At 68.5% G+C, this 13,845-nt stretch carries 11 protein-coding genes and 1 other RNA gene; 5 read left to right on the forward strand and 7 right to left on the reverse strand.

Annotated elements, in window-relative coordinates:
- The first annotated feature begins 19 nt into the window (after nt 1-19).
- From kdpC to EV379_RS08035, 3 genes are read left to right on the forward strand one after another with little or no spacing between them, the layout of a single operon-like run.
- Complete coding sequence (kdpC, locus tag EV379_RS08025; RefSeq protein ID WP_130505678.1) at nt 20-643, forward strand: potassium-transporting ATPase subunit KdpC; 624 nt, start codon at nt 20-22, stop codon at nt 641-643.
- Nucleotides 643-3,144, forward strand: a complete 2,502-nt coding sequence (locus EV379_RS08030; RefSeq protein WP_130505679.1) for a DUF4118 domain-containing protein — start codon at nt 643-645, stop codon at nt 3,142-3,144. The genes kdpC and EV379_RS08030 overlap by 1 nt, the downstream gene beginning before the upstream one ends.
- Nucleotides 3,141-3,851, forward strand: a complete 711-nt coding sequence (locus tag EV379_RS08035) for a response regulator (protein ID WP_130505680.1) — start codon at nt 3,141-3,143, stop codon at nt 3,849-3,851. Before EV379_RS08030 ends, EV379_RS08035 begins: the two co-directional genes overlap by 4 nt.
- 14 nt (nt 3,852-3,865) lie before the next feature.
- On the opposite strand, the gene rnpB is transcribed toward EV379_RS08035, so the two are convergent.
- From rnpB to EV379_RS08055, 4 genes are all read right to left on the reverse strand, one after another.
- Nucleotides 3,866-4,256: RNase P RNA component class A (rnpB, locus tag EV379_RS08040), an RNA gene on the reverse strand.
- 33 nt (nt 4,257-4,289) lie between these two features.
- Entirely contained in the window at nt 4,290-5,036 is a 747-nt protein-coding gene (locus tag EV379_RS08045) for a zinc ribbon domain-containing protein (protein WP_130505681.1), read from the reverse strand.
- Nucleotides 5,037-5,107: 71 nt separating this feature from the next.
- Entirely contained in the window at nt 5,108-5,932 is an 825-nt protein-coding gene (locus tag EV379_RS08050) for a Nif3-like dinuclear metal center hexameric protein (protein WP_130505682.1), read from the reverse strand.
- A gap of 26 nt (nt 5,933-5,958) precedes the next feature.
- Nucleotides 5,959-7,689 (reverse strand): lipase family protein, encoded by a 1,731-nt coding sequence (locus tag EV379_RS08055; RefSeq protein WP_207226214.1) that lies wholly within the window; start codon nt 7,687-7,689, stop codon nt 5,959-5,961.
- Nucleotides 7,690-7,858: 169 nt separating this feature from the next.
- On the opposite strand from EV379_RS08055, the gene EV379_RS08060 reads away from it, so the two are divergent.
- Nucleotides 7,859-8,224, forward strand: a complete 366-nt coding sequence (locus EV379_RS08060) for a hypothetical protein (RefSeq protein WP_130505684.1) — start codon at nt 7,859-7,861, stop codon at nt 8,222-8,224.
- On the opposite strand, the gene EV379_RS08065 is transcribed toward EV379_RS08060, so the two are convergent.
- On the reverse strand, nt 8,208-9,857 hold the full coding sequence (locus EV379_RS08065; protein ID WP_130505685.1) for an MFS transporter: 1,650 nt from the start codon (nt 9,855-9,857) through the stop codon (nt 8,208-8,210). The genes EV379_RS08060 and EV379_RS08065 overlap by 17 nt on opposite strands.
- 30 nt (nt 9,858-9,887) lie before the next feature.
- The gene (locus EV379_RS08070; RefSeq protein ID WP_130505686.1) at nt 9,888-11,537 is read right to left on the reverse strand and encodes an AbgT family transporter; all 1,650 of its coding nucleotides are present in this window, start codon (nt 11,535-11,537) and stop codon (nt 9,888-9,890) included.
- 181 nt (nt 11,538-11,718) lie between these two features.
- Here EV379_RS08070 and EV379_RS08075 point away from each other — a divergent pair, with 181 nt between their 5' ends.
- A complete protein-coding gene (locus EV379_RS08075) occupies nt 11,719-11,907 on the forward strand; it encodes a hypothetical protein (protein ID WP_130505687.1) in 189 nt (62 codons plus the stop codon).
- 74 nt (nt 11,908-11,981) lie between these two features.
- Here the strand turns inward: EV379_RS08075 and EV379_RS08080 are convergent, their stop codons facing one another.
- Nucleotides 11,982-13,388 carry an HNH endonuclease signature motif containing protein gene (locus EV379_RS08080; RefSeq protein WP_130505688.1) on the reverse strand — a complete coding sequence of 469 codons (1,407 nt, stop codon included), beginning with the start codon at nt 13,386-13,388 and terminating at the stop codon, nt 11,982-11,984.
- Nucleotides 13,389-13,845 lie beyond the last annotated feature (457 nt).

Raw genomic sequence — 13,845 nt, forward strand, 5'->3', positions numbered from 1 at the left:
GACAGAGAAAGACGACATCATGCCTGCACCACGCGGCACACTGCGCCAGTACGGCGTCGCACTCCGAGCCATGCTCGTGCTCACGCTGATCCTCGGCGTGCTCTACCCGCTCACGATCACCTTGGTCGGCCAGCTCGCGCTGCCCGTGCAGGCCAACGGATCCATGGTCACCTCGAACGGCGCGGTCGTCGGATCGAGCCTGATCGGGCAGTCGTTCGCGGATGCCGACGGCGCCCCGCTCCCGCAGTGGTTCCAGCCGCGGCCCTCCGCCTCCGGCTACGACGCTGCGGCGTCCGGCGGCACCAATTGGGGGCCGGAGAACCCGGATCTCATCGCGGCGATCGGTGATCGTCAGGCGGCCATCGCGGATCTGGACGGTGCGGCTCGGGCCGAGATCCCGGCCGACGCCGTCACCGCGTCCTCCTCCGGGCTCGACCCGCACATCAGCCCCGAGTACGCGCGGCTGCAGATCGACCGGGTCGCCGACGCGCGGGGCCTGGACCGCGCGGCCGTCGCCGGGCTGCTCGAGTCTATGATTCAGGGACGGGATCTCGGCTATCTCGGCGAACCGACCGTCAACGTGCTCGCGCTGAATGTTGCACTCGAGCGCCTCGCGTTGGCAGAAATGGATGCGAAGAACTAGTGTCACGGGGTCGTTTGCGGGTGCTCCTCGGCGCCGCTCCGGGAGTGGGCAAGACCTTCGCCATGCTCGAAGAGGGGCGCAGGCTCCGCGCGGCCGGCAAAGACGTCGTCGTCGCGGTCGTGGAAACCCACGGCCGCGCAGGCACCGCAGAGCTGCTCGACGGCTTCGAGGTCGTTCCCCGCACCGCATTCGAGCACCGCGGCGTCTCGCTGGACGAGATGGATCTGGATGCCGTGATCACGCGGCATCCGCAGATCGCCCTCGTCGACGAGCTCGCGCACACGAACGCCCCCGGTTCACGCAATGCGAAGCGGTGGCAGGACGTGGCCGAGCTGCTGGACGCCGGCGTCGATGTCTACTCGACGGTGAACATCCAGCACATCGAATCACTCAACGACGTCGTGCAGCAGATCACGGGCGTGCCGCAGCGGGAGACGATTCCGGATGCCGTGCTGCGCAGTGCCAGCCAGATCGAGGTCGTCGACCTGGCCCCGCAGGCACTCCGTGACCGCCTCGCCGACGGCGAGGTCTACCCGGCGACCAGGATCGACGCCGCGCTGTCGAACTACTTCCGCCTCGGCAACCTGACGGCGCTGCGCGAGCTCGCCCTGCTGTGGCTCGCCGACGAGGTCGACAGCTCGCTGCAGCGCTACCGTGCTGAGCACGGCATCGACGCCAAGTGGGAGGCCAGGGAGCGCGTCGTCGTCGCCCTGACGGGCGGACCGGAGGGCGACACGCTGCTCCGCCGCGGCGCGCGGATCGCCGCGCGCTCCTCCGGCGGCGAGCTGCTGGCCGTGCACGTGACCAGCCACGACGGGCTGCGTGCCGCGAACCCGGAGGCGCTCGCCAGGCAGCGGGCGCTCGTCGAACAGCTCGGCGGCAGCTACCACCAGGTGATCGGGGACGACATCCCCACCGCCCTCGTCGACTTCGCCCGTGGCAGTAACGCCAGCCAACTCGTGATCGGTGTGAGCCGTCGCGGGCGCCTCGCCGCGCTGCTCAGCGGTCCGGGGATCGGCGCCACCGTCATCCGCGAATCCGGCGACATCGACGTGCACATCGTCGCCCACGCCCACGCCGGCATGCGCTTCGCGCTGCCGCGGCTCACCGGCGGCCTGACCCGGCGCCGCCGCATCGCGGGTTTCGCCACGGCGCTCATCGTCGGGCCACTGCTCACCTGGGGGCTCTCGGCGACGAGCTCGATCGAGTCGATGGCCAGCGATGTGCTCGCCTTCCAGCTGCTCGTCGTCGTGGTCGCCATGATCGGCGGGTTCTGGCCGGCGATGTTCGCCGCCGTGCTCTCCGGGCTCGCGCTCGACTTCTTCTTCGTCGCCCCGCTCTACACGATCACCATCGCCCACCCGCTGCACCTGTTGGCGCTCGGCCTGTTCATGGTCGTGGCCGCGCTCGTGAGCTTCGTGGTCGACCAGGCGGCCAGACGCAGCCGCATCGCCAGCCGCGCCGCGGCGGAGTCGGAGCTGCTCGCCACGATCGCCGGAGGGGTGCTGCGCGGCGAGGACGCCCTGCAGTCGCTCATCTCCCGCACCAGAGAGTCGTTCGGGCTGAACGGAGTGCGGCTGTTGGCCGGCGACGAGGTGCTCTACACCGACGGCGAGCCGGCCGAGCCGGAGCACACCACCGTGCTGCCCGTCGGCGATCGAGCCACGCTGGAGCTCTCCGGCCGCGACCTCGAGGCCAGCGACCGCCGCCTGCTCGCCGTGATCGTGGCCCAGATCGACGCATCACTCGAACACACGGACCTCACCGCGACGGCGCAGGAGGTCGGGCCGCTCGCCGAGACCGACCGTGTGCGCAGCGCGCTCCTCGCAGCCGTCGGCCACGATCTGCGCCGCCCGCTGGCCGCGGCGACGGCCGCCGTGACGAGCCTGCAATCGCATGGCATCGCACTGAGCGAGGCCGACCGTTCCACCCTGCTCGCGACGGCCGCGGAGAGCCTCGACGCGCTCGCGGCCCTCGTCACGAATCTGCTCGACGTCAGCCGGGTGCAGGCCGGTGTGCTCGCGGTGAGCTTCGCCGATGTCGAGATCGATGACCTGCTGCCCTCCGCACTCGACGAGCTCGCGCTGCGCCCCGGCGCCATCGAGATCGACCTGCCGGCCGACCTCCCGGCGGTACGCGCAGATGAGGGGCTGTTGCAACGGGTGATCGTCAACCTCATCGCGAACGCCGTGCGCTTCTCCCCCGACGACCAGCCGCCGCTCCTGGCCGCCAGCACCTTCGGCGGCACCGTGCAGTTGCGTGTGTGCGACCACGGCCCCGGCGTGCCCGACGCGCGCAAGAGCGACATGTTCGTGCCGTTCCAGCGCCTCGGCGACATCGACAACCTCACCGGGATCGGCCTGGGCCTCGCGCTTTCGAAAGGCTTCGTCGAGGGCATGGGCGGAACGCTCGAAGCCGACGACACCCCCGGCGGCGGCCTGACGATGGTCGTCACGCTGCCGGCATCCACATCACCCCAATCCGAGAGAGCCGCAGAGTGAAAATCCTGATCGCAGACGACGACCCGCAGATCCTCCGGGCGCTGCAGATCACCCTGGCCGCGCACGGCTACGAGGTGATCGTCGCCCGCGACGGCCGGGAGGCCATCAGCCTGGCCACGACCCAGCACCCCGATCTGCTCGTCGTCGACCTCGGGATGCCGGTGCTCACCGGCATCCAGGTGATCGAGGCGGTGCGCGGCTGGAGTTCAGCGCCGATCCTCGTCGTCTCCGGGCGCAGCGATTCGGCCGACAAGGTGGACGCGCTGGATGCCGGTGCCGACGACTACGTGACGAAGCCATTCGCGGTCGATGAGCTGCTTGCGCGCATTCGTGCGCTCACCCGGCGCACCCCCGCCGCGAGCGACGAGCCGGTCGTGCGCTTCGGCGATGTCACCGTCGACCTCGCCGCCCGCCAGGTGACCCGCCGGGTATCGACAAGCTCAACCAACGAGTCGTTTGAGGAGATCGTGCGGTTGACGCCGACGGAGTGGCAGGTGCTCGAGGTGCTCGTGCGGAACCCGCGCCGCCTCGTGACACGGCAGGTGCTGCTCACCGAGGTGTGGGGGCCGCAGTACACGAACGACACCGGGTACCTGCGGCTCTACCTCTCGCAGTTGCGGAAGAAGCTCGAGCCGCAGCCGTCGCAGCCGCGCTACCTTCTCACCGAGTCAGGGATGGGCTACCGTTTCATGCCCGACGAGGCATAGAAGCCGGATTGGTGCGAATGGGCCGGCTATTACGCCGGGTTCTGTCCCCGCCGCACCACGAGGATGCGGCGCTGGACGGCCATCTATCTCGGGACTACGTTGCCGCAGCCCTCTAGCGGTCTACCCGAGAACGCGACGAGCAGCCGCATCGTTCTCTGTCTGACCTTGCTCCGGACGAGGTTTACCGAGCAGGCCAGGTCACCCTGGCCCCTGGTGGTCTCTTACACCACCGTTTCACCCTTACCGCGAACCGAAGTTCGAGGCGGTCTGTTTTCTGTGGCACTGTCTCGCGGGTTACCCCGGGTGGGTGTTACCCACCGCCCTGCTCTACGGAGCCCGGACGTTCCTCGGCACACGCTCACATTCAAGAATGCGAGCGTGTGACGCGACCGTCTTGCCGACCCATTCGCAGGATCAAGCCTACCGTGTGGCAGCAGGCTAGTTGAGCGGGATGCCTGACTCGTCGGTGCGGATGAGGATACGGTCGCACTCCGGGCAGAACAGCACGTCGTCCCACGATGCCTGACGCACGGTCTCGAGGTCGGCACCGGTCAGCGTCATGTTGCAGCCGTGGCAGGTGCGCGCGCGCAGCAGCGCGGCGCCGATACCACCGCCGATGACACGGCGCTTCTCGTAGAGGGCCAGCAGATCGTCGCCGACCGTCTTCGCCACGGCGGACCGGTCGCGCTCGGCATCCGCCTGCTGCACGACGAGCTCGGCTGCGGCGCGGTCGCGCTCCTGCTCGACGACGCTCACCTCGTCGAGCACGCCGTCACGCTCGGCGAGGATGGCGGCCAGTGCGGCCTCCTTCTCCTCGACGCGCTCCATCACGGTCAGTTCGATCTCCTCGAGATCTCCCCTGCGCTTGGTCAGCGACGCCAGTTCGGACTCGAGTGCCTGCAGATCCTTCGCCGATGAGCTCTGCAGCATGCGCTCGGAGTCGCGCTTGATGCGCGCCTCGACGACGGCGACGTCCGACTCGAGCCGGCCGAGTTCGGTGCGCGCGTCGTCGACTTCGCCCGTTGCGATGGCGAAGCGGCGGCGCACCTCCTCCAGCGTCTTGGCGAGAGTCGACAGCGTCGCTTCCTGCGGCAGGTTCTTCAGCTGGTGGGCGAGCTGCTGCAGTCGGGTATCGACTTCCTGCAGCCGCAGCAGATTCTTCTGTTCCGCTTCGCGTGCCTTCACGTGGGGTCTCCTCTTGGTGGTGCAGTTCTTGGTGATGCTGTGTTGATGATGGGGCAGGTCAGTCTGTTCGGTTACTGCGTGACCACGAAATCCCAGGGGTCTGTGTTGAGTTCGCTGACGATGACCTCGACGCCGGGCAGCACGACGCGCAGCTGGGCGGCTGCCGAGTCGAGCCAGAGCCACTCACTGGCCCAGTGCGACACATCGATCAGTGCCGGGCCGCGGCCGTTCAGCTTTGCCTGCTCACGGGCTTCGGATGCCGGGTGGTGGCGCAGATCGCTGGTGATGTAGACGTCGGACGCCAGCACGGCCGGCTGGGCGAGCAGCGAGTCGCCCGCGCCGCCGCAGAGCGACACCGTGTTGATGACGGCGTCGTAGTCGCCGGAGACGCGCACACCGCCGGCGGTGGCCGGCAGCAGTTCGGCCAGGGTGCGGGCGAGGCGGCCGAGCGTCGTCGGTTCGCGAAGCGTTCCGGCGCGGCCGATGCCAACGCGCGGGTCGAGCAGATTGGATGTGATGGCGACGGCATCCGTGAGGTCGAGCTTCTGGGCGATGACGTCGGAGACGCCGTCCATGACGACGTCGGCGTTGGTGTGCGCGGTCAGCAGCGCGCAGTCTGCCTTGATCAGGCGGCGCAGCAGCGAACCCTTGTACCGGTCTTCGGCAACGCTCGTCACTCCGCGCAACAGCAGCGGGTGGTGTGCGATGAGCAGGTCGGCGCCGAGCTCGATCGCCTCGTCGACGGTGTCGGCCACCGCGTCGACGGCCAGCACGATGCGGCGAACCGGGGCGGCACCGTCGCCGCTGACCAGGCCGGGGGCATCCCACGATTCGGCACCATCCAGCGGCCACAGTTCGTGGGCTACGCGGATGACGTCGGTGAGAGTTGTTGGCACCCTCCCAGCCTACCGGCGCTCGGCGTTCAGTCTGCCCGGATTGTTTCGCAGTTCGGGGTGAAGTCCTCACCGGCGAAGCGTGCGGAGGTCCAGTCGAGGAGATCGTCGATGAGCGGGGACCCTGGGCTGACGACACCCATGTGGTCGCGCCCGGGGTACTCGTGGTACTCGAGTTGTTGGCCCGCCGCACAGCGCCCGAGCAGGTAGTTGCGTTGGATCGCGGGAGCCACCAGGGGGTCGGCGCCGCCCTGCCCGACGAAGAGCGGCGCAGCGATCTCACCGCTCGGCGTGTTCTGCCGCAGCCGCTCACCGAGGGCGCCGTGCGTCGGGTCGCTGCGGAAGATGCTCTTGTCTGTCTCGACCGAGAGGGCCGAGAGCACCGAGACGAGCGCGCCCGGCTCCGAGAGACATCTGGTCGACATCTCCTTCACGAGCGTCCGCGCGGCCGGGTCGATGTAGACGGCACGCCGCACATCCGGGTAGTGCGCGAAGTACGCCTCAGCAACGAAGGAGGCGAAGACGCTGCCGCCCGTGACTGTCGGCAGGTGTTCGAGCAGCCCGATCACGTCGCTGGCCGGTGCGAGCGCGACGACGCCGGCGATATCGAGATCCGGCGCGTAGTCGGCGGCGATCTGGCCGGCCCACAGCGAAGCGTGACCGCCCTGCGAGTGCCCCCAGATCGTCGTGTCACCGCTCAGCGTGACCTCGCTCATCTGCTGCGCTGCCCGCACGGCGTCGAGTACGGAGCGGCCCTCCCCCTCACCGACCAGGTACGGCTGGGCACCGCTCGTTCCGAGCCCGGCGTAGTCGGTGGCTACGAGCACCCAGCCCTCGTCGATGATGCTGTCGAGTGCGGGCAGGGCGCCGGCGGCGAATGGATTCTCGAGCAGCGATGGCGCACAGTTCGTGGCGTAGCCAGTCGTCCCGTGCGCCCACGCGATCGCGTCGCGTGGAACGGCGCGGCCGTCGGCCTTCGTCAGCACGATCCCGCTGGCGATGGTCGGCGTGCCGCCGGCATCCGTCGTCGTGTAGAGGATCCGCCAGGCGAGCGCATCCTCTGGAACCGCCCGTTCGAATGGTTCGACACGCAGTAGCTGCCCAGGCTCGCTCGGCACGTCCGCCGGGGCAGAGTAGAAGGAGTCAGCGCGAGCCGTCCCGGGCTGAAAGGTCCAGGCCAGTGAGCTGGCAATGAGAGCAAGCGCCACCGCACCGATCGCGCCGGCCAGCCGGAGCCACCGCGCGACCCGGGGCTGCGATGCGGATGCCGCGGCATCCGTGCCCCGCGCCCTGAGGATCGCGCTCCACACCGTGCCGAAGCCGAAGATGAGCGTGCGCACCCCGAAGAGCACGGCGACGACGAGCAGGGTCACATCGGGCCAGAGCAACGCCAGCGCTCCGAAGATGATGTCGGCGAGTGAGAACAACATGGCGGCGGCCCGCTGATCGCGGGTGCCGCGGAACACGGCGACGATGCCGAGTATGCCGGTCGCGATGAGCGATACGGCGAGGAAGGCGGGCAGCACATCGATCGCGACACCGAGCCAGACCAACACGAGCACTCCGGCTACGATCCAGGCCACACCGATGACGGTCGTGGTGCGCGGGGCCGAGCTCTGGGCCGCGCCGAGGAGGTCACCGATGCCGGAGACGATGAAGCTGAGGCCGATGTAGACCGCGAGCACCGAGAGCGAGCTGAGCGGGCGCAGCACGAGCAGCGCACCGAGTGCGATACAGGCGAGGCCGACGAGGAGTAGCACCCACCACGGTGCACGCGCGATCAGACCGGGGATGGCGCGCGCGGTCGAGAGCGCGCCGTCTACCCGGAGTCACCACTTCGCTCATCTCAACAGAGTAGGGGCACGGCGTTGTGTCGCGTTTCTGATTAGCTAGTAGGCGGGCACTTTCACCCAGCCGAAGGAGAGTTCGATGCACGCCGGGAAATTCGACGACGCCGCCATCACGGAAGCCGTGATCACCGAGATGCGCGGCAGCGGCGGCCGTACGATCCCCGACGTTGTCTCCCTCTTCGCCCGCCATGGTGTCGCCGTCGACGGCGAGAACGCGATGATGTTCGGCGAGAACATCGTGGCCTGGTACGGCCTCAGCGACGATGCGGTCGCTGCGCTCAACGCCCTCATCGCGGATGATCGGGCCGAGGTCGTTCCGAGCAGTGAGGCCGCGTATCAGGCGGCCGGCTTCGAGGGCCCGTTCCCCGCGATCGGGCCGGCTGGAATCAGCGGCCGCTACGATTCCCCGCGCTGGCTCCCCACCGAGATCATCGTTCGGCGCTAGGCTCCCCCGCGCTCGTCCGTCGGGCGACCACCCAGACGCGCACGGCGCCGAGCACACCGAGCGCGAGGAACACCACCGCGACGAGCATTGCCGCTCTCGTTCCGTCGCTGAATCCCTCGGCCAGCGCCTTGACGACCGTGTCTGTGTCGGAGCCGAATGGGCTCGACGAGCCCTGCTGCCGAAGGATCTCGATCGTCGTTCCCGCACTCTGCCTGGTTTCCTCCGCCGCCTGCGTCGCAGCGTCGCCGGTGATGCCGTCCTGCGCGAGCGCGTTCGGCAGAGTGAAGGCCAGCGCCATGGAGAGGGCCGCACCGGAGAACGCCGTGCCGAGGGCGGAGCCGACCTGTCGCACGGTGCTCTGGGTTGCGGAGCCCTGACCGGACTGCTTCGGCGGAACGTCGCGCAGCACGGTGCTGGTGAGCTGGGCCGATGCCAGGCCGAGGCCGAGGCCGTAGACCGCGAGAATCGCCGCGATCGCCCAGCCGGAGGTCGTCGAGCTGATGAAGAGCGCCAGGACGAGGACTCCGGCGACCTCGAGGAAGAGTCCGAGGAGCACGACGCCTGGCGCGCCGAACCGCGCGGCCAGGTGGCGGGCAGATGCTCCGGAGAGGAAGGCGCCGACGGCCATCGCCGCCAGGATCAGGCCGGCGATCATCACATCGAGCCCGAGCACGTTCATCAGGTACAGCGGCAGCACGAAGATGATCGCGAACTCGCCGACGGCCACCATCGCCGCCGTCACATTGCCCCAGGCGAAGGTCGGCAGGCTGAACAGGGTCAGGTCGAGGATCGCCGAGCGACCGTTGTGCGCGCGGTGACGCTCCCACAGCACGAACAGGACCAGCGCCACGATGCCGATCAGCAGCAGGACGGGCACGATCGAGATCGGCGCGGTCGCCGGCCAGGTCAGGCCGAAAATCGTGAAGTCCATCGTGGGGGTCCACCAGCCGAGGTTGGGCCCCTCGATGATGGCGAAGACGAGCGCACCGAAACCGATGCCGCTGAGCAGGGCCCCGTCGACGTCGACGCCCGGGCGGTTGTCGCCTCCGCGCGTCTCACGCACCCACAGCACCGTCGCGACCATGACGATCAGGCCGAGAGGGATGTTCACGATGAAGATCCACTCCCACGACGCGTACTGCGTGAGTGCGCCACCGGCGAGCGGGCCGACGGCAGCCGCGCCGGAGATCACCGCTCCCCAGACTCCGAACGCCGCGGCCCGGTAGCGCCCGCGGAACGTCGCGTTCACCGTCGACAGCGTTGCGGGCATGATGAGCGCGGCGCCGAGCGCCTGCACGACACGCGCCCAGATCAGTGGGCTCGCGGCATCCGAGAGCGCGGCCAGAATGCTGCCGATCATGAAGAGCACGAGGCCGACGAGGAGCATCCGGCGCCGGCCGAGCCGGTCGGACAAGCGCCCGGAGGAGAGCAGCAGCGCCGCCAGGACGACGGCGTAGATGCTGTTCACCCACTGGGCGTCGGTGAGGTCGAGGTTCAGATCGCGGATGATCGTCGGCAGCGCGACACCGACGATCGTGCCGTCGAGCACAATCATGCCAAGCGCTGTGGACAGAGCGGCGAGCCCCAGCCATTCACGACGCGTCGGTGGCGTCGTCTCCTCAGTGTCAGTCATGGAATCCCCCTCTGTGCGGCCGCGCCGCTGCTACAAGCTCACCGGTGAATCGGGGCCCCACGGGATCCCGAGCAGGAACCAGCCCGCATAGAGCACGATCCAGCCGACGAGAATCCAGACGGTGTACGGCACCATCAGCGCGATGATCGTGCCGATGCCGGCATCCTTCTTGTAGCGCTGCGCGATCGTGACGATGAACGGGAGATAGACCATCAACGGGGTCAGCACGTTCATGGGCGAATCGCCGACGCGGTAGGCGGCGAGCAACGTCTGCGGGGCGACGTCGAGCGCCGCGAAGATCGGCACGAAGATCGGCGCGAAGATCGCCCACTTCGGCACAACGCCGGGCAGGATCATGTCGAGGACGAAGATCACGAGCACGAAGGCGACGAGCAGGACGACGGCTGGAACGTTGGCCTGTTCGAGCAGGTGAGCGGCCTCGACGGCTGCGACGGTCGGCAGGTGGGTCCAGTTGAAGAGGGCGATGAACTGGGAGATCATCAGGAACATCAGCAGCAGGCCGCCGAGGCTGCCGAAAGTCTTGCCGATGGCGCCGACGACGGCGTTGCCGCCGCGCATGGTGTTGGCGCCGATGCCGTAGCAGGCGCCGCAGACGAGAAAGCCGAGCGAGATGATGAAGATCAGGCTGGCCATGAACGGCGTCGCGCCGATGAGTTCGCCGGTCTCGTTGTCGCGCAGGGGCGCTCCTGGCGGCAGGGTGAGTGCGAGCACGATGACCACGACGACGAGCAGACCCCACAGGGAGAAGCGAAGGCCGCGTGCCTCGCCCTTCTCGTCGACCGCCTCGCCGGTGGTCGCGTCGACGGGTTCGACCATCGTGTAGCTGCCGAGGCGGGGCTCGACGATGCGCACGGTCACGACGACGGCGATGAGCGCCATCAACACGGAGGACACGATGGCGAAGAACAGGTTCGCCGTCACGGTGAGCGGTTGCAGTCCCAGGCTGCCGAGCGCCTCGTTGGTGATCTCGGTCAGCATCGAGTCCACAGGGGTGATCAGCACGTTCACCGAGAAGATCGCGCCGACGCCGGCGAACGCCGCGGCCATGCCGGCCAGCGGGTGGCGCCCGACCGAGAGGAACGCGGCTGCGGCCAACGGGATGAGGATGAGGTAGCCGGCATCCGAGGCGACGGAGGAGAGAACGCCGACGAAGATCAGGATGAAGGCGAGCGACCAGCGCGGGGCGACCTTGACGATCTTGCGGATGAGCGCGCCCATGAGGCCCGCGTGTTCGGCAACACCGACGCCGGCCATGGCGACGAGCGTCACAGCGACGACACCGAATCCGGCGAAGTTGTCGACGAAGGACGAGAAGAAGAACTCGATGCCGTCCGGGGAGAGCAGGCTGCGCACCGCGAAGGTCTGCTCGCTTGTCGTGAACTCTGGCAGATCGACGAACGCCCCGGTGGAGGTGTCGTACGGCATGATCGTTCCGCCGAGGGCGTTGTTGAGCTGTTCGAGCTGCTCGATCGGAACCGGGGTGATCACCTCATCGGTGACGCTGACGCCGATCCACGAGAGCACCGCGGAGAGCAGCGCGATGAAGGCAATCAGGTAGACGAACATGATCGTCGGGTTGGGCACCTTGTTGCCGAGCGTCTCGATGGCGTTGAGGAATCGGCCGGATTCCTTGACCTTTGGCGCTTCTGTTGATGACATCGTGCTCGCCTTCGTGCATTCCGACTCACGGTGATGAATCGATTCCCCGACAGTCGGACGCGGCTGTCGGTCTCAACATAGCGGGCAGGAGGCCGAAATCGTGGCAATCAGCGTCGCAATGCGTCGGCCTCGACACCCGCGCTCGGTCGAGCTAGGCTCGCGGCAACCGAGGGGGCTCACGATGACTGGACTTGTTGCGGCGATGGTGGCAAGCGGCGGCGTAGTGCTGGCCGGAATTCTGATCACCGCGCTGGTCGTGAGCAGGCGACCGTTCCGCCGCGTGAGTGCCGTGGTGGGCGACGATGAGGGCGCGCGTGCGGCCGCTGAGATTCAGGCGCAGATCGATCGCGGACGCTCGGCCTCGTTCTAGCCGAGGTCACGCCGCTGCGGCGTGAACCGCCTTGACCTCGGTGAGGACCAGACGTATGAGGGCAGCGCCGGTGCCTAGAACGGCGGGGTGTCCGGGTAGTTCGTTGGGGTTTCGACAGGATCAACCAGCGGGGGCGGCTCAACCGGCTGGGACGGCGGCGGGGCTGGCGGCGGGTCCGGTGGGGGTCTTCGGCTGCCGGGTGGGGCCGGGTGGGTGTCGTAGATGCGGCCGGCCGGGCTGACCCAGCGGAGGCCGCCCTGCCCCAGCTGTCGGACCCGCCAGCGGGAGTTGTGCTTGAGCCGGTGATGCTTCTTACACAGCACCGCCAGGTTGTCCTCTTCGCTGAGGCCGTCGTACCCGAAGGGGTGGGTGTGGTCGATCTCGGACCGTTCGGCCTTCCGGGTGCACCCGGGGAATCGGCAGATCTGGTCGCGGTAGAGGATCCAGCGGCGCAGCGCTTTCGTGAGCGGGTACTTCCGCGGGTCCAGTTGAAGTGGGGTGCCGTCGACCGGGTCGACGAGGATCCGGTGCAGTGTCGGGGCTGCGGCGACGAGCCGGCGGGCGGTGTCGGCGTCGATCGGCCCATAGCCGTGCAGCTCCGCCGGGTCGTCGGACTGCCCGATCAGGGTCGCGTACGGGATCGTCAGTTTCGGCACGGCGACGAAGACCTCGGGGCGGGAGAACGCCAGCCCGGGCATCCGCGACTTTGAAGTGCCGCCTGCGGGTGGACTGAGCAGCAGTTCGGCGGCGATGTCTGCCTCCAGTTGGGCGTGCGTCCCCGAGGTCAGCGCGGTCCGCGTGTCGGGCAGGTCGGCGGTATCGAGGGCCTCAGCCTGGGCCTGGTCGGCGAGTTGACTGATCCGTTCGGTGATTGCGATCGCTCTCTCCGCCTCCAAGTGCAGGTGCAGCCACGCCATGCTGTCAGCGGCGGGTTCGAACCAGAGTCGGCGTTCCGCCCGGCCCTTCGCCGCCCGCACAGTCAACGAATCGGGGTGGAGGCGTTCCCGGATCCTCGCCGCCGTCCGTCGGAACGCGGTCGGGGTTTGTGTGGCCGCCTTGGTCAAGGCTTCGGCTTCGAAGCGGGCGTGGAGCTCCGGTGGGAGGGTGACGGCCTGGGCGAGGATCTCCCGCACGTGGCGTTGGCCGACCGTGCCGGCGGCGAGGGCGGCCAGCGAGTTCTGAAACACGGTGCCGAGTTGCTTGGCCTCGTAGATGAGCCCGGTCATGGTCCGCTCGTGCACCCGGAGGACGAGTGCGAGTTCGGCGGTGATGCTGCGAAGCGCGAAGTCCTCCTCGATCCGCCGCGACTTACCCATCGGATCCGCCGTGGCGATCGCGTGGGCGCGGGCCGTTTCGATGAAGCGGTACTGCTCGGCCTGGGCGGATCCGATCGAGGACTGGACCGCGGCGAGGCCGTTCAGGCATCCAGTGATGACCGGGTCGGCGGCCGATCCGGGGAGCTGCAACAGTGCTTCGCTCATGCCTAAATCGTCTCACCGACCACCGACACGACTTCTCGCAAAGAGGCCCTGAGTCAGGGGTTGTCCACAGGCAACCGTGGACCGTGACATAACCGAGGCCTGCGGGGTTTCGACAAGCTCAACCAACGGGTTTTCCGGCCAAGGCTCAGGGCTTCGGTCGCTGGCGCTCCCTCAAGTCAGCGTGGGCGGTGGACGATTCACGAGGGGTCGCCAGGGGGGGCGGGAGTGCCCGGCGAGGGCTCGGGGCTTCGGTCGCTGGCGCTCCCTCAAGCCAGCGTGGGAGGTGGACGATTCACGAGGGTCGTCAGCGTGGGAGGCGGCGGGCCACGAGTCGGCGCCTCCCCCGGCGCGTCCCCGGCTACGCTGGCTCACGCCGGAACTGTCGAAAGGCCTCGAGTTCGATCTCGTCGTGCTGAGTGATCCCGAGAGCGTCGGCACGGGCATCGAAGGGGCTGTA

Origin of the sequence: Microterricola gilva (genome assembly GCF_004217495.1) — a bacterium.
Lineage (GTDB): Bacteria > Actinomycetota > Actinomycetes > Actinomycetales > Microbacteriaceae > Microterricola > Microterricola gilva.